The sequence below is a fragment of the Burkholderia sp. Ax-1724 genome, from assembly GCF_011752995.1.
GTDB lineage: Bacteria > Pseudomonadota > Gammaproteobacteria > Burkholderiales > Burkholderiaceae > Paraburkholderia.
This window is the reverse complement of the sequence record NZ_VWWL01000002.1, coordinates 247,499-264,326: the sequence shown is the minus strand read 5'-3', so window position 1 is coordinate 264,326 and position 16,828 is coordinate 247,499. Positions and strand designations below refer to the sequence as shown.

Here is a 16,828-nt window from a genome sequence, read left to right as displayed (position 1 = left end):
TCAGCGCCGGTGACGGCCGATGGCGAATCATGACGGCACTCGCCGTCGCTCGCTGTTTCCGCCTGTCTGCAATGTCGAATGCGCCTGTCTGTGCAGACAGGTCGCCGACATCGACCAGGGCGTGGTGCAGATCACGCATACAGCCGATGCGCCCGCATCGAACCTGCCCGCCGGCGCGGTAGCTGTCGTCAACGGCGTGCCGGTGGCGCGCAGCGAACTCGACGACGCCGTGCGGACGGTCACGGCAAAGACCGGGCAGCCCGACACACCGCAATTGCGCCAGCTGCTCGGCAGCGGGCTGGTGGCGCGCGAGGTGCTGCGGCAGAACGCGGAGAAGGCCCACTACGATCAGAAGCCGGAAGTGCGGCAGGCGCCGGCGGCGGCGAAGGTCAGCACCGAGATCCAGTTGTATCTGAAGGACAGCATTCACCCCGAGGCGGTCACGGACGCTCAGGTGAGGGCGCGTTACGACGCCATCGTCGCTTCGCTCGGCAAGGACGAGTTCAAGCCGCGCATCATCACCGTGGGCGACGATGCGACCGCGAAAAAGGTCGTCGATAAATTGAAGGCGGGCCAGCCATTCGAGGCCCTGGCGAAAGAGTACAGCGTGGCGCCGAGCAAGGAGAGCGGCGGCGAGATGCCGTGGGTCAGTTTCCCGGTGCCGGTGACCGAGGGCAGGACGCAGGGTTTGCCGGTGGCGCTTGCGCAGACCATCGCGCAGTTGCCGGTGGGCGGAATGACGCCGCAGCCGTTCCAGGTGGGCAATGTCTGGACGATCGTCAAGCTCGACGCGAAGCGCCCGACACAGGTTCCGGCGTTCGACCAGGCGCAGGGGATGCTGCGTCAGCAGTTGGAGACGCTCGCGCTGCAGAAGGCCGCCACCGACTTCACCGCTGCGCAGATCAAGGGCGCCAGCATCCAGCCGTGACAGGACGCAGCCATACAGGGTGCTGCTAATGAGGCGTGCGAGGCATGCGGGTTCAAGGCCGCCCTGAAACGGAACTGGCCCGCCATCGCATTCAACCGCGATGGCGGGCCAGCAGGGGAAACGGTCGAAGCACTAACGGCAGAGCGCTCCGACAGGTACGGCTACAGCCATTCTTCTTTCCGGCTACCGGACAGATTACTGATGGCTTACTGGGCTGCGTGGCCTTGCTGCGACGAACCGCTGTTCACACCGCCAACTGCGCTGTTTTGCGCGGCAACGCGAGCTTCGGCAGCCTGGATGTTGCCCGGATATTCATTCGGGTTCGACAGTGCCGGGTTGTAACCTGCCTTTTCGATCTGGATCAGCTCTTCGCGGACTTGTGCGCGGGTCACGGGCTGGTTCGATTGAGCGAAAACAGCGACCGGAGCAGCAAGAGTAGCGGCGATAACCACAGCTTGAATGAGCGATTTCATGACCTACCTCCAAATTTATCTTGTTCGGCTGCGAACTGGTTTGTCTGCAGCGATGAAGGCAGTTTAGGGGAACGGAACACTAGGGTAAATACCTAATTCACAAACTCACTGTTTCGAAAACTGGAATAATTTTGAGATAGCTAGGCCTGCAACCGTCAATCTTCGAAGCAACAAACAGGCGATAAGCGGGGTTGCGATCGTCACGTGATGACGGCATGAAGATCACGAGCGCGGCGTGGCCATACCTCCCGACTACGTCCGGGCCCCGGTCAGCCCCGTGCTCGCGAAATAGATCACGAGAAAATAGAGCAGCACGTAAAGCGCGTAAGTCTGTCCGTTACCGGTATAGATGCGGCGTATCCGGGCCGCCGCGGCGAGCGCGAAATGTGCCGCGCCGCGCCAGAACATCTGCGCGAACGGCGGCACCGTGCGGCCCAGCAGCGGCCGATAGAAGTGGTAGAAATCGGGCGCATTGCGCGCGTTGCCGCGCCGGTTGCGATAGAACAGCACGCCGAGTCCGAGCACGATCGCGGACACGATCAGCACGACGATCACGACCGGCGTCGGGTTCCAGAATCCGTAGATGCTTTCGAGCGACATGCCGCCCCACACGAGCGTCGCCGCGAACCGCGGGTCGATTGCGGCGGAGACCGGCTCGATCAGCAGCTTCGGAAAGAACGACAGAACGACAATGCCGACCACCAGCAGGAACTGCGGCACGAGCAGCATGACCGGCGCCTCGCGGACCGCGGGCCGTTGCGGCGAACGCGCACCGAGAAAGATGCCGTTGAGCAGGCGCAGCATGTAGAGAAAGCCGGCGCACGTGACGATCAGTCCGCACACGGCGAGCCCGTACCAGCCCTTGTCGGTCATCGCGCTCAGCAGCAGCCATTTGCCGCCGAAGCCCATCAGCGGCGGCAGGCCCGACATCGACACGAGCGCGATCACGACCATCGCGAACGTGAGCGGCATCTCGCGCGCGAGGCCGCCGATGTCGGCGAAGTTGTGGGTGCCGGTGCGCAGGATCACGCCCGCGAGCGCGAGGAACAGGATGCCTTTCACGAGCATGTGATTGGCGACCAGATACAGCGCCGTGACCCAGCCGAGGTGGCTCATCAGGCCGATCGCGGTGACGATATAGCCGATCTGGCTCATGCTCGAGAACGCGAGCAGACGCTTGAAGTCGTTCTGCCGCAACGCCATCAGCGCACCCGCAAGCGTGGTGAGCATGCCGATCCATGTCATCACGTGCGCGAGTTCGAGGCCGACCTCGGAGCGTATCGTCAGATAGGTGCCGATCAGCAGGCCGAACATCGCGAGCTTGCTGACCACGGCCGAGAGCATCGCGGTCACGTCGTCTTCCGCTTCGGTGTAGGCGCCCGGCAACCAGACGTGTACGCCGATCGCGCCGGCCTTGATCAGGAAGCCGGTCGCGAGCAGTACGAACGCGCGGTTCGCTTCCGGTCCCGCGTGGATCAGCGCGGACAGTTCGATGCTGCCGTCGATGGCGGCGACGTCGGCGAAACCCGCAAGCAGGAAAAACGCCGACAGCAGCGAAAACAGCAGGAAGGTCAGCACATGCGGACCCGCGCGCCGGCACTTCGCGATCAGGAAGCACGACGACAGCGTCACGATCTCCCAGCTATAGAAGAATTCGAGCGTCGTCGACGAACGCAGCAGCGCCGGAATCGACAGCAGCAGAACGATCAGCATCGGATAGAAACCCGCGCGCACGTCGTCGCGATAGAGGCTCGCCGCGGCGATCACGAAGCTGCCGGCGAGCAGCAGCCACGCGAACAGCCCCGCGATGCCGCGCGTGCCCTCGGCGAGCAGGCTGCCGATCAGCGCGACGGCGATCAGCGCGAGCACGCCCTTCACGCGTCCCGGCAGACGGTCGGCCGCATAGAACAGCGCGCCCGCTGCGAGCGGCGAAAAGATCCACGCCGAGGCGACGCCCGAGAACGCAGCGGCGGTGTAGCCCGTCACGCCCAGCAGGATCGCCACGCCGAAAAGCGGCAGCAGCGCGACGAGCTCGGGGCCGGGCGTCGCCGCTTCGTCGGACGGGCTCAGCGCGCGCACGAACCAGTGGAACATATAAGCCGCTTCGAGCAGCGAGCCCGTGAGGATCAGCACGATCCAGTACGGCTTGCCGGTGGCGGTCAGGCGCATGACGAGTTCCCACTTCGCCCAGAAGCCGGGGAACGGCGGCAGCCCCGCGATCGCGACCATGAAGAGCCCGACCAGGCCGATCAGCAGCGGACTGCGCGAGAGGATCGCCCGCGCGTGGTTGCCGTGCTGGCGCAGCACGCCGATCAGCCAGAACAGGCCCGCCTTCGCCAGCAGATGGTTGACGAAAAGGCCGCCCACGACGAGCGGAATCGATGCATCCGCGCCGACTTGCCGCAGCAGCGCGAGCGAGAGCATCAGGAGCGCCATCTGTCCGATCGACGAATAGCCGAGCACGCGTTGCGGTTTCGTTTGCTTCAACGCGAGCAGGTTCGAGAACAGGAAGGTCACGCCGCTCGACACCGCGAGCAGCGTGAGCTGGCCGTCGAACAGCGGCAGCAGCTTGAACAGCGCGAAGAACACCCCGGCCGATACGCCGACCGACACCATTGCGGCCACGCCGCTCGGCGCGGTCTCGTAGACGTCGAGCCCCCAGCCGTTCGCCGGAAACGGCTTCAGTTCGATCACGAGGCTCGCGAATACGAGCAGCGTCGCGGTCGTGCCGATCGGGCTGCGCAGTTGTGCGCGCATCGCGAGCAGATCGTCGATATTGAGCGTGCCGCTCACGTAGTAGAGCAGCACCGTGCCGAGCAGGAAGAACGTCGAGGCGATCACGGTCGCCATGATGTACTTGAACGCGGCCGCGAGCGCGGCGTGCGTGCGGTCGAGACCGAAGAGCCCATAGGTGGCGATCGAGACGATCTCGAGAAACACGAACAGGTTGAACAGGTCGCGGGTCATCACCATGCCGTCGATACCCATCACGAGAATCAGATACAGCAGCAGCGCCGCGTAATTGCCGCGCAAGCGGTCCCATAGATGCAGCGCGCCGAGCAGCGCGACCACGTTGACGCTGAAGGTGAAGAAGCCTTCCCACAGGCCGAAGCGCAGGTTGATCGAGACCGGCGGCAGCGCGCCCGCGGTCAGCACGTCGATCGTGTCGCCGCCGTCGAGCAGTCCGAGAAGCGATACGCCGGAGACGAGCACGATGCCGCACAGCGCGAGGAAAAAGCCGAGCGTGAGCCACGGCTTGCCGAGCCGGTACAGCAGCGGAATGACGAAGCCGCCGCCGAGCCCGAGAATGAAGATGTGCAGCGGATGAAAGAGCGCGGCTACCATTTCGACTCGGTGAACGCGTCGATGGACAGCGTCTTTCTGGCGGCGTAAAGACGGATCGCGAAGGCAAGCATGATGGCCGTGACCGAGAGGCCGATCACGATCGCGGTGACGACGAGCGCGGACGGAACCGGATCGATGGCATGTTGCGCCGCGCTCGTCTTGCTGAGCGCCGCGTCGATGATCGGCGCGGTGCCGCCCGTGATGTAGCCGGTCGCGACCATCACGATGTGCAGGCCCGTATCGATCACCGCGAAGCCGATGATGATGCGCAGAATGTTGCGGTGGGTCAGCATGCCCCAGAGGCCGATCAACGCGAGGCAGAAGCCCGTGATCAGCAGAATGGTCGAAACCGGCACCCCTATGCTCATGCGCTTGACTCCGATCCCATGCAAGGCGGCTCAGCTTCTGAACCGGTCGATAATGACGCTCAGTTCCGCGCCGACCTTGACGCCGAGCAGCGCGGAAATCAGCGGAATCGCGCCGGCGCTGAAGAACGCGCCGAACTCGCCGCGCGGCAGAAAACGTGTGTCGAGAAAGCTGCCCGCGAGCACGAGGCCCAGAATGCCGACGCCTACGTAGATCACGCCCGCGAGCGATTCGACGACGCCCAGCAGCGCGACGTTCAAGGTCGAGCCGGGCCGCGCGAGCAGCATCAGCATCGCGCCTGAGGCGACGATCGCGCCGCCCTGAAAGCCGCCGCCCGCCGACAGGTGACCGTTGACGATCACATAGGCGCCGAAGGTGAGGATCATCGGCAGCAGCACCTGGGTGCCGGTGCGCACGATTTCGCCGGCAGGGCGGCGCGCGGGCGTGGCTGCGCTTGCGGCGGCCGTGGAGGCCGCGTCGCTTTCCTCTTTCAGCAGCACGCCGACGCTCGCCGCGACCATGAACAGCACGGTGACTTCGCCGAGCGTATCGAAGCCGCGATACGCAATCAGAATGCCGGTCACGATGTTCGGCGCGCCGAGTTCGAGCGGCCCGCGCATGACATAGTGCGCGGCGAGCGGGCGCAGTGCCTGCCATTCCGTGTAGCCGCCGACGATGCGCCAGAACACCAGCGCGAACAGCACGACGGTCAGTGCGGCGGCGGCGCGACGCATCATGATTCCGCTTCCCTTGCGGCGCGCCCGGCTTCGTCGGCAAGCACGTCGATCATCGTGGCCGAAGCCATCGGCGTGCGGATCAGCCATGCCGCGCGCGACAGCGCATGCGAGGACACCGGGTTCGTTACCAGCACGAAGTAAATGACGAGAATCAGGCGGAACGTCCAGTCCGGGTGATAGAACGCGAGACCAATCAGCACGAGCATGTTGCCGAGCGTCGATGCCTTGGTGCCGGCCTGGATGCGCGTATACGCGTCCGGCATGCGCAGCAGGCCGAGACCCGCGGAGAACAGAAAGACGGCGCCCACGAGGATGAACACGCTGCCGACCAGTTCGAACATGCGCTAGCCCTTCTGATAGCCGGTTTTGCGGATCGCGTAGAGAAAGATGAAGGTCGCGAGCCCCGAGCCGATGGCAGCCTCTGCCATCGCGACGTCGGGCGCGGCGAGCAGCAGAAAGGCCAGCGCGGCGAACAGGCTCGCCAGCCCCGAACTCACCATCGCGGCCATGAGGTTTTTCAGGCAGACCGCGAGCAGGCCGCTCGCGAGAATGCTGGCGCATATCAGCAGCAGGAGCAGGTCGAACATGGCTCACAGCCCTCTTTCGAGAAAGCGCGCAATCGCGAGCACCGCGAGAAAGCTCAGGAGACCGTAGACGAGCGCGACGTCGATATAGACGAAACGGCCCGAGGTCTGCGCGTAAAGCGCGATCAGCGAGATCGAGATAACCGTGAGCATGTCGATGGCGACGACCCGGTCGATCAGCGTCTTGCCGAGCACGAGGCGGATCACGCCGAACAGGATCGCGAAGAAGATCAGCACCGAGGCGATCTGCAACATGATCTCAGCCAAAGACTTTCTCCAGATGTCGTTCGAAAGGAGTGACAAGTATTTGAGTGGCTGAGTCGATATCGGTCGTCTTCACGTCGAGCCAATGAACGAACACGATGTCGTCGCGGATGTCCATGACGAGCGAACCGGGCGTCAGGGCAATCGAGTTCGCCAGCGCGAGCCGGCCGAGCGGCGACGCCAGACGCGTGCGCACCTTGACGATGCCGGGGTGAATGTCGATACGCGGCGAGTAGACGTACGCCATCATGTTGAGATTCGCGCGCACGAGTTCGACGAGAAACGTCGCGCTATAGGCAACGAAGTGATAGAGCGTGCCGGGCCTGATGCGAAGACGGCGCCATGCTTCGCTCGACGAGGCGAAGACATGGGCGATGACGCATGTAATGGCAAGACCGACGAGCGCGGGCTCGATCGCAAGCGACGCATTGGCGATCATCCAGATCGCGAACAGGACGGCCCAGAGGCCGGGCATCCCCCGAGGAACAAACGACGACACCGGTTTTCCGTTGTGCGAGGCCACGTCATCCGATCCTTGAAAAGGCGCTGCCGAAAATTCTAGGTGACAACGTAGGGCAAAGCAACCGAAGCGGCGCCGCGTGAAGAGTTCACAAGTGTGTATTTGCGTGCATGCCGGGAGCTTGGCCGAACGGCAGGAATACGACGTGAATAGCGCAATCGCATGGCTCGACGAGCGACCGCCGGTTGACGCTGATCTGCCTTCAGGCAAGGCAAAAAATGAAGCGGGACAATTTATCTGTACCGCGAATCGGATCGAACAGGCACGCGCTTGCAAGGTGATCTGAACGACATTGCCGTGTCATTGAGTGGGCGACCCGGAGACGACCCGGAGAACGTCAGGCGCTCTGCCGCCACGCATGGGCGAGTCTCGCAGTTCCTTCGACGATCTGCGCTTCTGTCACGTTGCCAAATCCGAAGACCATGATGTCCGATGCGGCTCCCGTCATCGAAAAGCGTTGGCCTTCGTAGACTCCGATACCCGCGTCACGGGCAATCCGGCATAGCGGCGCGGCACCCTGCGGCCCGCGAACGCGTGCCGCCACGTGCATCCCGCAGCGCGAAGCCAGCGGACTGAGCCATGCGCCGAGCGTGCGTTCCAGTTCCCTGAGCAGAACCGCGCGGCGTCGGCCATATTCGGCGCGCATGCGATGCAGATGCGTCGCGAAGTCACCGCTCGCCATGACCGTCAGCAGCGCATTCTGCAGATAGGTGGAGCTTTGCCGATCGGCGATCCAGCGCGCGTGCCGCAGCGGATCGCGCAACCAGCGAGGCGCGACGATGTAGCCGAGCCGCAGTCCCGGCGCCAGGATCTTCGAGAGCGAGCCCACGTAGATCACGCGTTCGTGCGAGTCGAACGATTGCAGGCTCGGCGCGGGCGCGGTGCCTTGATAGTACTCGCAGTCGTAGTCGTCCTCGATCACGAAGAACGGCGCGCGCGCGGCGCGTGCGAGCAGCCGTTCGCGCCGCGCCGGCGACATCGCCACGCCGAGCGGAAACTGATGATTCGGCGTGCAGACGACGCCGGCCACGCCATCCGGAATCGCGTCGACGACAAGGCCGTCGTCGTCGACCGGCACCGGCAGCGCATCGGCGCCCGCGAGCCGCGCGAGATGCACGGCCACCGGATAGCCGGGGTCCTCGACCGCGAGCGTGCGGTCGGGGTCGAGCAGCAACCGGCACAGCAGATCGAGCGACTGATGCGAGCCGCTCGTGATGACGATGTCGTCGGCCGTGCAACGCACCGCTCGCGACTGGCGCAGATAGACGGCAAGCCGTTCACGCAGACGCGCCTCGCCGGCCGCGTCGCCGTACGCGGCGAGCGGGGCGGCGCGTGCGTCTCCGTCGAGCGCGCCTGGCCGCCGGTAGCGAAAGAGCCGCTCTGCCCCCGACGAAACGGCCCCGAGCCGGAAGTCGATCGATAGCGCGTGAACCGGCAGCAGCCCTTCCGCGGCGGGCAGCCGTGCGGCCCAGGCGGACAGCGCGGGCGTGGGGCGGGCGGGCGCGGCGGTAGCGGATACGTCGTGCGGCGTGTCCGCGCCGGGTTCGCCATCGCGAACGGACGGCCTTGGCACGTCGCGCACGAAGAGCCCCGTGCCGGTGCGCGCTTCGAGCCAGCCTTCCGCCACGAGCGCCGAGGTGGCTTCGCGGATCGTGTTGCGCGGAACACCCAGTTCGATGGCCCAGATGCGCGAAGCGGGCAGCCGCTGTCCCGGCTGAAGACGCCCGTCGCGCAGCGCCGCATAAATGCCTTCGTAGACGCGCTGCTGCAGCGTGCCGTGCTGACCCAGCTCAATCAGAAAATCGATCACAGTCCCTTCCATGTTGCCTATATGGTGACCGCGCGGTGACCCACGCGGCGACCGTCGCAGCGCCCGTCGCGAGGAAAACAGGCGAGCCGGTGCAGCCGTTGGCCCAATTCGCACCATCCTTTATGGCCCACGCGCGAGCCCGTCCGATCCTATACTCGGCAGGCGGCGCGCAGCGCGTATGACGGTGAATTCTACGTGCGCGCCGTTTGCCGCGCATGGCTCGCCCTGACGGCGGGATTGTCGTTGAAATGGTTTTGCCAGGAGAAAAGAATGGCCAGCAGGAAAGTGTTCGTGGCGGGGGCGACGGGAGCGATTGGCCAGGCGTTGGTGCCGATGCTCGTCGAGGCCGGTTACGCGGTGTACGGCAGCACGCGCCAGGCGGCGCGCGCGCCGCTGCTCGAAGCGCTCGGCGCCACGCCGGTCGTGCTCGACGTATTCGACGCGCACGCGCTCGACGAGGCGTTCGCGCGCATCGTGCCCGATAGCGTGATCCACCAGCTCACCGATCTTCCCGCGGGGCTCAACCCGGCACTGATGCGCGAGGCCGTGGGGCGCAACACCCGTGTCCGCGACGAGGGCACGCGCAATCTGGTCGCGGCGGCCGTCGCCGTGAAGGCGGCGCGCCTCGTCGCCCAGAGCATCGCGTGGGCGTATCGCGCCGGCCCGATGCCGTTCGACGAGACCGCTCCGCTCGACGTCGACGCGCAGGGCGACCGTCATGTCACCATCAACGGCGTGGTTTCGCTCGAGCGTCAGGTGCTGGCGGCGCCGCTCGTCGGCACGGTGCTGCGCTACGGGCAACTGTACGGACCCGGCACGGGCGCGGAGCAGGCCACGGGCGTCAGCCCGGTCCACGTCGTCGATGCGGCGCGGGCCGCGTGCCTCGCCCTCAAGCGATCGGAGGGCGGCATCTACAACATCGCCGAAGACAACCCCGCCGTCTCGACCGGCAAGGCGAAACGCGAGTTGGGCTGGCATCCGTCGAAGGATGCGCGGGCCGGGCATCCCGCTCCGACGAACCTTGCATGACGGTGCCGTTCCTGAAGATGCACGCGAACGGCGACGACTTCGTGATCGTCGACAGGCGCGGGCAGGACGACCCGATCACGGGCGAGATGGCGCGCCGACTCGGGAGCCGGCAGCGGGGCATCGGCTTCAATCAGCTCGTGGTCGTGCTTGATTGCGACGATGCCGCGGCCCGCCTCGTGTTCTGGAATGCGGATGGCTCCGCGCTCGACACCTGCGGCAGCGCCACGCGCGGCGTCGCCGATCTGCTGATGCGCGAGCGCGGCCTGGCGTCGGTCGTGCTGCGCACGACGCGCGGCCTGCTCACCTGCGTCCGGCACGCGCAGCGAGGTGTGTCGGTGGAGATGGGCGCACCGCTGCTGGACTGGCGCGACATTCCGCTGGCGTGGGCCGTGGATACGATCCGTTTGCCGCTCGAAGGCGATCCCGTCGCCTGCAGCATGGGCAATCCGCATTGCACTTTTTTCGTCGACGATCTTTCGGTCGTAGACGTCGGCGCGCTCGGTCCGCGGATCGAAGCGCATCCGCTTTTCCCAGGCGGACAAATGTCCACTTCGTTCAGGTGATCGACCGCAACCGCATCCGGCTGCGTATCTGGGAGCGCGGCGGCGGCATTCCGCTCGGCTCGGGCTCGTGTGCGTGCGGCGCGGCGGTCGGCGGTATCCGGCGTGGGCTGCTGAACGACACCGTCGAGGTGGAATGCGACGGCGGGCCGGTCACGGTGCAATGGGACGGGCGGGGTGGCGTCGTGCTGACCGGTCCGGTCGAGCCGATGTTCCACGGTATGCTCTGATTTGCGATGAGGGCGGCGCTCACATGCAGCGCTGCAACGCTTCGACTTCAGAGGAGAACACGATGGCCTACGGTAAGCACACGTATCGCGTGACGGTCGACTGGACCGGCAACAAGGGCAGCGGCACGTCGGGATATCGCGACTATGGTCGTGACCATACGATTCGCGCGGGCGCGAAGCCCGATATCGCAGGCTCGGCCGACGCCGCGTTTCTCGGCGACGCGGCGCGCTGGAATCCCGAAGATTTGCTGGTAGCCGCGGCCTCGGCTTGCCATAAGCTGTGGTATCTGCATCTGTGCGCGGATGCGGGTGTCTGTGTGCTGGCGTATGCGGACGAGGCGGACGGCACGATGATGGACGACCCCGAACAGGGGCGTTTCACGCAGATCGTCCTGCGCCCGCGCGTGACGATTCGAGCCGGCGACGACGGCAGCCTCGCGGAAGCATTGCATCATGTTGCGCATCAGAAGTGCTATATCGCGAACTCGGTCAATTTTCCGATTCGATGCGAGCCGGTGATCGAGCAGGCGGCGTCCTGAGCTTCGCGCACGTTTTTCCGCTTCAGAGGCTTCGGTAGCCTCTCCTCATACTCCCCTCAACCCGACACCCGGTCATGGCGCGAAGAAGCGCTTCGTGGCCCGCTGGCGTGTCGGGATCGATGCCCCATCCTCCGCACGTCGGCACCCTCTGCCAGATCCGCTGACGCCTGTCCCGGATGTTCTTCCCGATCCCCATCTTTTCCTGCTCCGGCGGGACGTTGCAGCCCCCGGCGGCGAGCCGGACCTTCTCCTTTCATCCCCACGAAACCCGCGTCGCCCATCCCCCAACGTCTCCTGTCAGGGAATGCGTTTGCTTGACACCCGAGACATTTATTTTAAAATATAGAATAAATATTTCCGAAATATGGAATAAATTGTCGGGGAGAGTGATCCGTATAACGGTCATGACGAAGTGTGCTCGCACCGTGCATCCCGCGCGACGGGGCATTTTTTTGGAGAAGGCAATGCTGAAAGGATTAACGCAAGCGCAGGTCGACAAATACAACGACAACGGTTTCCTGTATCCGCTGGACGTGTTCAGCAAGGAGCAGGCGAAGGGTTATCTGGATCAGCTGGAAGCATTCGAGGCCAGCCAGAACCAGCAGAACAAGGCGCAGGGTTTCACGCCGCGCAAAGGTAAGGGTTTCAACTTCAAGCCGCATCTGCTGTTTCGCTGGGTCGACGAAATTGTTCATAACCCGATCATTCTCGATTACGTGGAAGATCTGATCGGGCCTGATATCCGGCTCTTCAATATGGCGGTGTGGCCCAAGGATGCTCATGATCCGGCCTACGTCAGCTGGCACCAGGACGCGACCTACTTCGGGCTGGACCCTTCCACGCAGGTTGCGGTCTGGATCGCACTGGCCGATGCGCCGATCGAGTCCGGCTGCATGGAGGTCGTGCCGGGCTCGCATAAGCTGGGACAGCTGCATCACGCGGAGGTCAAGTCCGACAATATTCTGCTGTCGCGCGGGCAGACCATCGACGTGCCGTACGACAAGTCTCGTACTGAATTCATGCCGGTCAAGGCAGGTCAGTGCTCGCTGCACGATACGTTTCTGATTCACGCATCGGGTCCGAACGAGTCCGATTTTCGGCGTGTCGGCATGGCGCTGAGCTACATCCCGGCTTCGTCGCGATGCAAGAGCGATGTCAGGCTGAGCGCCATGCTGATGCGTGGCGAAGACAGGTACGGCAATTTCGACGACGAGCCGCGTCCGAAGGTCGACTATGGTGAAGCGGAACAGGCGGCGCATCAGTTCTCGCTGGGCCGCTTCCAGGAACTGAACGCCGAGCAGGCGAAGCGCTATTGAGCTTGCACCGGGACCAGCCTCTCTTGCTCTCCCGAGGCTGGGAACCCGCTTACACGGTTGCGCCGGACGACCTCTTCTCGTGCTATGCCAGCGCTTGCTGACGATCCGCTGCCTGCTGCCGGCGATGGAGCGCGGAGAAACACCAGCACAGGAATACGGCAAAAGCGAAAATCCCCGACAGGATATAAAGCATCAGCGCAAAACCACCCGATACGTCGCGTGTCCAGCCGATAAACCCGGGCAGCACGATACCGCTGATATTGCCGAAGGAATTGACGAACGCGATCGCTGCTGCGGCGGCGAGGCCGGTCATGAAGGTCTGGGGCACCGTGAAGAAAACCGGGAACGTCGCGAAGATGCCCATGCACGCCATGCTGAGACCGATCACGGCAACAAACGGCGTCTGCAAGAAAGTCGCCGCGATCAGGAAGCCGACGGCGCTGAAGGCCGCAGGAATCGCCACATAGCGTATGCCCCCATGATGACGGTCCGCCTGGCGCGACCACCAGACTGTCGCGATAGCGGCCAGCAGATAGGGAATGGCCGTCACGACGCCTACCTGAACCGTACCGAGGCCGAAATCCTTGATGACCTGGGGAAGGAAGAAGCCGGACCCGGACGAGCCGCAGATCAGGCAAAACAGCAGTAATGCGAGGATCAGCACGCGCGGGGTCATGAAGCCTTCCATCAGCGAAAACTTATGCACGGCCTCGGTTTCCTTGCGCTCGGCTTCGAGCACCGCTTCGAGGGCGGATCGCTCGGCGGCGCTCAGCCATTTTGCGTCCGCGGGCCGCGAGGGCAGCAGCCACAGGCAGGCAATGCCAAGCAGTACCGAGGGTAAGCCTTCGAGCAGGAACAGCCATTTCCAGCCCTGCATGCCCAGCACATGATCGGTGTAGTTCAGGATCACGGCGGAAATGGGCGAGCCCACGACGCCGGCCAATGGCATGGCCACCGCAAACATGCCCAGGGCTCCGGCCCGGGTCGACCTCGGGAACCATTGCGTCAGATAAACGACGATGCCGGGGAAAAAGCCCGCTTCGGCCACACCCAGCAGAAATCGCAGAACCGCCATGCTGGTCTCACCCTGCACGAGGACCATGGCGGACGACAGCACGCCCCACGAAATCATGATGCGGGCGATCCAGTAACGCGCGCCGACTTTGCCTAGAACGATGTTGCTCGGAACCTCGAAAAGAATATAGCCCACGAAGAACATGGAAGCGGCAAATCCATAGGCCGCCATGGATAAACCCAGATCCTTGTTCATCGTGAGCGAAGCGATGCCCACATTGAAGCGGTCGAGATAGGCAAAGAAATACAGAACCAGCAGGAACGGAACCAGCTTGCGGGCGACCTTCGAGGTGGTCGCGCTGACCAGCCGGTTCGAGGCAGTCGTAGATGCGGCTTGCGAAAATGACTGTGACATTGTCCCTACTCCTTTCCTGGTGAGTTTTCTTGCACAGCATTTAACGGCGACGATGCCCGATCGCCGCGGGAGCGCGATACACGAACTCCCGCGCGCTAACGCTTCAATACTTGGCGGCCTGCTCGTCGAGTCCCCGCTGGAAGCGGGCAACCGCTTCCTGATGAAAGGCCTGCTCCGCTTCGCCGTTGTTCACGCGCGGACGCGGTTCGTCGTCGTAATAGCCGAATGTGTCCTCGCCGCGCACGAGCATGGCCGTCAGACGCGTTGAGCCGACATTGCGCGCGTGCGTCGGGATGTAGCTGAAGCCGAGCCCCACTCGCCGGTGATCCGACTGGTTCGGACCGGATGCGTGGATCAGATAGGTGTCGTGTATCGAGAATTGTCCCGGTTTGACCGGCATGAAGGCGGTCTTGCTGCGATCGTAGTCGACGTCGATCGTCTGGCCTTTCGACAACAGAATGTCTTTGGACGGCACTTCGCCGTGATGCAGCTGGCCGAGCTTGTGCGATCCGGGCACGACTTCCATGCAGCCCGCTTCGATCGACGCATCGGTCAGCGCGACCCAGATCGTGACCTGCGTGCTGGGCTCCAGCCCGAAGTAGGTCGAATCCTGATGCCAGGACACATAAGCCGGGTCATGCGCTTTCTTGGGCCACACGGCGAGATTGAATAGCAGGATGTCCGGGCCGATCAGGTCTTCCACGGCGTCGAGCACGGCCGGGTGACGGCCGATTTCGTCCACCCATGGAAAGAGCAGATGCGGTTTGAAATTGAAGCCCTTGCCCATCTGCTGGTTGCGGGTTGCCTCGAATGCTTCGAGTTGCTGAAGATAGTTCGCGGCCTGATCGGCCGGAAAGGCGTCGACCGGGCTGACGTAGCCGAAGTCGCGATAGTGCTGGATCTGTGCGTCGCTAAGTTTCTTGCCCATGATGCGAAGTGTCCTTCAATGACTGTTGATGTTGCGCAATGCGCGGGCCGGATACGGCCCGCGTGCGCTCAGGTGGCGGACCAGCCGCCGTCCACGAAAAGCCAGCTGCCAGTGGTGAACGAGGAATCGTCGCTGGCGAGAAAGAGGGCCGCGCGCGAGGTTTCTTCCACGCGCCCGAAGCGCTTCATCGCATGGCGGTTCTGCCAGCGCGTGCGGGTCGCGTCCGGATCGGCGCTGCGTCCGATCGAGGTACGCGACATCGGCGTGTCGATCACGCCGGGCATCAGCGCGTTCACGCGGATACCCTGCGATGCGTAGTCCACCGCCATCGTCTTCGCGAGTGTGGCGACCGCGCCCTTGCTCGCGACATACGAGGCGTTGCCGCCGCCGCTCGACGCCACCAGTTGCGAGCCGACGAAGACGATCGAGCCGCGCTGCCGCGCGAGCATCGTCGGCAGGACGGCGCGGGCCCATAGAAAGCAGCCCTTTACGTTGATGTCGAACACGCGATCCCACGTCGCCTCGTCCAGTTCGTCGACGCGTCCGCCCGGCGAGATCGCCGAACAGGTCAGCAATACGTCGACGTGCTGCCAGCGCGACAGCACGCGTGCGACGCCGGCTTGCACCGCTTCGGCATCGGCGACATTCGCGCAGATCGCGAGCGCTTCCCCGCCTGCCTCGGTAATCTCGCGCTCGACGCTCGCGAGCGCATCGCCGTTCAGATCGACGAGCGCGACCTTCGCGCCTTCGCGCGCGAAGGTGCGGGCCGCATCCGCGCCGATGCCGGACGCCGCGCCGGTGACGATGGCGACCTTGTCGGCGAGTTTCATCGCGTCCCCTCTCTTGCGCCCTCGCGCCACGGGTAGTCGTCGCCGGGAATCGTGCCTTGCGGCAGCGAACAGCAGTGGTCGTAGATTGCGCCGGGGCGCGTGAGCCACACGCGGTCGAACAGGGGATGCGAGACGATGTGCTGCAACGCGCGGCGCAACGCACGCAAACGGAACGGCTGACCGACCACCATGGTGTGCAGCGCGATGCCGCAGACGAGCGGCTGCTTTTCGGATTGCTCGATCATTTCGTCAAACTGATCGATGATCGACTGGGCGAACGCTTCGCCGGTCTGCTTCTGCACGACGACCTGCGGCGAGTCGTTGATTTCGAGCGGATAGGGCAGCGACATCAGGCGGCCGTTGCGCGTGCGCATCCAGATCGGCTGGTCGTCGAACGGCCAGTCCATCGCGAAACGGAAGCCGGTTTCGTCGAGAAGATCGGCCGTGACGTGAGATTGCGACATCCACGGCGCCATCCAGCCGCGCGGCGCGGTGCCGCTGTCGGTGCGGATCTTGTCGTGGATATAGGCGAGAAAACGCGCCTCGTCTTCTTCCCACATGTCGCCCTGCTTCTCGGCGTTGGTGCGCCCGTGGCCGATGATTTCATCGCCGCGCGCCTTGATGGCTTCGAGAATGTCCGGCGCGTAATCGAACACGGTCGTGTTGATCAGATGGCACGCGGGCAGCTTCATCTCGTCGAAGAGATCGAAGAGCCGCCACACGCCGACGCGGTTGCCGTAGTCGAGCCAGCTGAACGTGCGCGGATCGGGCGGCACCTGCTGCGTCGAAATCGCATGGCGCATGCCGTGGCCGAACGAGAAGTGTTCGATGTTGATGCCGAAGTAGAGCGCAAGACGCTTGCCGCCCGGCCAGCTGTAGTCCTTGCGGTTGTTGATCGCGCTGTATTCGTAACGGTTGTGATGGGGCAGTTTCAGCATGA

17 protein-coding genes and 1 pseudogene are annotated in these 16,828 nt (G+C 64.2%); 5 read left to right on the top strand and 13 right to left on the bottom strand.

Annotated elements, in window-relative coordinates; genetic code table 11:
- Nucleotides 1–19 precede the first annotated feature (19 nt).
- The gene (locus F3J19_RS03275; RefSeq protein WP_167037562.1) at nt 20–928 is read left to right on the top strand and encodes a peptidyl-prolyl cis-trans isomerase; all 909 of its coding nucleotides are present in this window, start codon (nt 20–22) and stop codon (nt 926–928) included.
- 206 nt (nt 929–1,134) lie between these two features.
- Here F3J19_RS03275 and F3J19_RS03270 read toward each other — a convergent pair whose 3' ends face one another.
- The 9 genes from F3J19_RS03270 to F3J19_RS03230 all read right to left on the bottom strand — a co-directional run bounded on the left by F3J19_RS03270 (nt 1,135) and on the right by F3J19_RS03230 (nt 9,027).
- Nucleotides 1,135–1,401: a DUF4148 domain-containing protein gene (locus F3J19_RS03270; RefSeq protein ID WP_167037559.1), complete on the bottom strand. Its 267-nt coding sequence runs from the start codon at nt 1,399–1,401 to the stop codon at nt 1,135–1,137.
- 252 nt (nt 1,402–1,653) lie between these two features.
- On the bottom strand, nt 1,654–4,746 hold the full coding sequence (locus tag F3J19_RS03265) for a proton-conducting transporter membrane subunit (protein ID WP_167037556.1): 3,093 nt from the start codon (nt 4,744–4,746) through the stop codon (nt 1,654–1,656).
- On the bottom strand, nt 4,740–5,114 hold the full coding sequence (locus tag F3J19_RS03260; RefSeq protein ID WP_167037553.1) for a cation:proton antiporter subunit C: 375 nt from the start codon (nt 5,112–5,114) through the stop codon (nt 4,740–4,742). The genes F3J19_RS03265 and F3J19_RS03260 overlap by 7 nt, the downstream gene beginning before the upstream one ends.
- A 30-nt stretch (nt 5,115–5,144) precedes the next feature.
- A complete protein-coding gene (gene mbhE / locus F3J19_RS03255; protein ID WP_167037550.1) occupies nt 5,145–5,849 on the bottom strand; it encodes a hydrogen gas-evolving membrane-bound hydrogenase subunit E in 705 nt (234 codons plus the stop codon).
- A complete protein-coding gene (gene mnhG, locus F3J19_RS03250; protein ID WP_167037548.1) occupies nt 5,846–6,190 on the bottom strand; it encodes a monovalent cation/H(+) antiporter subunit G in 345 nt (114 codons plus the stop codon). The genes mbhE and mnhG overlap by 4 nt, the downstream gene beginning before the upstream one ends.
- A gap of 3 nt (nt 6,191–6,193) precedes the next feature.
- Nucleotides 6,194–6,436, bottom strand: a complete 243-nt coding sequence (locus F3J19_RS03245) for a hydrogenase subunit MbhD domain-containing protein (RefSeq protein WP_167037545.1) — start codon at nt 6,434–6,436, stop codon at nt 6,194–6,196.
- A gap of 3 nt (nt 6,437–6,439) precedes the next feature.
- Nucleotides 6,440–6,700, bottom strand: coding sequence for a monovalent cation/H+ antiporter complex subunit F (locus tag F3J19_RS03240; RefSeq protein WP_167037540.1), 261 nt, complete (start codon nt 6,698–6,700; stop codon nt 6,440–6,442).
- Nucleotides 6,693–7,220, bottom strand: coding sequence for a Na+/H+ antiporter subunit E (locus F3J19_RS03235; RefSeq protein WP_167037537.1), 528 nt, complete (start codon nt 7,218–7,220; stop codon nt 6,693–6,695). The genes F3J19_RS03240 and F3J19_RS03235 overlap by 8 nt, the downstream gene beginning before the upstream one ends.
- A 334-nt stretch (nt 7,221–7,554) precedes the next feature.
- A complete protein-coding gene (locus F3J19_RS03230) occupies nt 7,555–9,027 on the bottom strand; it encodes a PLP-dependent aminotransferase family protein (RefSeq protein WP_167037534.1) in 1,473 nt (490 codons plus the stop codon).
- Nucleotides 9,028–9,297: 270 nt separating this feature from the next.
- On the opposite strand from F3J19_RS03230, the gene F3J19_RS03225 reads away from it, so the two are divergent.
- The 4 genes and pseudogenes from F3J19_RS03225 to F3J19_RS03210 all read left to right on the top strand — a co-directional run bounded on the left by F3J19_RS03225 (nt 9,298) and on the right by F3J19_RS03210 (nt 12,701).
- Nucleotides 9,298–10,056 carry an NAD(P)-dependent oxidoreductase gene (locus F3J19_RS03225; protein WP_167037531.1) on the top strand — a complete coding sequence of 253 codons (759 nt, stop codon included), beginning with the start codon at nt 9,298–9,300 and terminating at the stop codon, nt 10,054–10,056.
- A pseudogene (gene dapF / locus F3J19_RS03220) lies at nt 10,053–10,846 on the top strand (diaminopimelate epimerase). The gene F3J19_RS03225 and the pseudogene dapF overlap by 4 nt, the downstream one beginning before the upstream one ends.
- 62 nt (nt 10,847–10,908) lie before the next feature.
- Nucleotides 10,909–11,385 carry an OsmC family protein gene (locus tag F3J19_RS03215; RefSeq protein ID WP_167037528.1) on the top strand — a complete coding sequence of 159 codons (477 nt, stop codon included), beginning with the start codon at nt 10,909–10,911 and terminating at the stop codon, nt 11,383–11,385.
- Between the two features lie 464 nt (nt 11,386–11,849).
- On the top strand, nt 11,850–12,701 hold the full coding sequence (locus F3J19_RS03210; RefSeq protein ID WP_167037524.1) for a phytanoyl-CoA dioxygenase family protein: 852 nt from the start codon (nt 11,850–11,852) through the stop codon (nt 12,699–12,701).
- Between the two features lie 82 nt (nt 12,702–12,783).
- Here F3J19_RS03210 and F3J19_RS03205 read toward each other — a convergent pair whose 3' ends face one another.
- From F3J19_RS03205 to F3J19_RS03190, 4 genes are all read right to left on the bottom strand, one after another.
- Nucleotides 12,784–14,130: an MFS transporter gene (locus tag F3J19_RS03205; RefSeq protein ID WP_167037521.1), complete on the bottom strand. Its 1,347-nt coding sequence runs from the start codon at nt 14,128–14,130 to the stop codon at nt 12,784–12,786.
- A 103-nt stretch (nt 14,131–14,233) separates the two neighbouring features.
- Nucleotides 14,234–15,058 (bottom strand): phytanoyl-CoA dioxygenase family protein, encoded by an 825-nt coding sequence (locus F3J19_RS03200; RefSeq protein WP_167037518.1) that lies wholly within the window; start codon nt 15,056–15,058, stop codon nt 14,234–14,236.
- A 68-nt stretch (nt 15,059–15,126) separates the two neighbouring features.
- Entirely contained in the window at nt 15,127–15,888 is a 762-nt protein-coding gene (locus F3J19_RS03195; RefSeq protein WP_167037515.1) for a glucose 1-dehydrogenase, read from the bottom strand.
- Entirely contained in the window at nt 15,885–16,826 is a 942-nt protein-coding gene (locus tag F3J19_RS03190) for a polysaccharide deacetylase family protein (RefSeq protein ID WP_167037512.1), read from the bottom strand. The genes F3J19_RS03195 and F3J19_RS03190 overlap by 4 nt, the downstream gene beginning before the upstream one ends.
- Nucleotides 16,827–16,828: the final 2 nt, after the last annotated feature.

Coding starts and splice junctions, on each gene's coding strand:
- mnhG (WP_167037548.1), bottom strand. CDS start 6,190: ATGTTCGAACTGGTCGGCAGCGTGTTCATCCTCGTGGGCGCCGTCTTT.
- F3J19_RS03215 (WP_167037528.1), top strand. CDS start 10,909: ATGGCCTACGGTAAGCACACGTATCGCGTGACGGTCGACTGGACCGGC.
- F3J19_RS03260 (WP_167037553.1), bottom strand. CDS start 5,114: ATGAGCATAGGGGTGCCGGTTTCGACCATTCTGCTGATCACGGGCTTC.
- F3J19_RS03265 (WP_167037556.1), bottom strand. CDS start 4,746: ATGGTAGCCGCGCTCTTTCATCCGCTGCACATCTTCATTCTCGGGCTC.
- F3J19_RS03210 (WP_167037524.1), top strand. CDS start 11,850: ATGCTGAAAGGATTAACGCAAGCGCAGGTCGACAAATACAACGACAAC.
- F3J19_RS03275 (WP_167037562.1), top strand. CDS start 20: ATGGCGAATCATGACGGCACTCGCCGTCGCTCGCTGTTTCCGCCTGTC.
- F3J19_RS03190 (WP_167037512.1), bottom strand. CDS start 16,826: ATGCTGAAACTGCCCCATCACAACCGTTACGAATACAGCGCGATCAAC.
- F3J19_RS03200 (WP_167037518.1), bottom strand. CDS start 15,058: ATGGGCAAGAAACTTAGCGACGCACAGATCCAGCACTATCGCGACTTC.
- F3J19_RS03195 (WP_167037515.1), bottom strand. CDS start 15,888: ATGAAACTCGCCGACAAGGTCGCCATCGTCACCGGCGCGGCGTCCGGC.
- F3J19_RS03205 (WP_167037521.1), bottom strand. CDS start 14,130: ATGTCACAGTCATTTTCGCAAGCCGCATCTACGACTGCCTCGAACCGG.
- F3J19_RS03225 (WP_167037531.1), top strand. CDS start 9,298: ATGGCCAGCAGGAAAGTGTTCGTGGCGGGGGCGACGGGAGCGATTGGC.
- F3J19_RS03245 (WP_167037545.1), bottom strand. CDS start 6,436: ATGTTCGACCTGCTCCTGCTGCTGATATGCGCCAGCATTCTCGCGAGC.
- mbhE (WP_167037550.1), bottom strand. CDS start 5,849: ATGATGCGTCGCGCCGCCGCCGCACTGACCGTCGTGCTGTTCGCGCTG.
- F3J19_RS03270 (WP_167037559.1), bottom strand. CDS start 1,401: ATGAAATCGCTCATTCAAGCTGTGGTTATCGCCGCTACTCTTGCTGCT.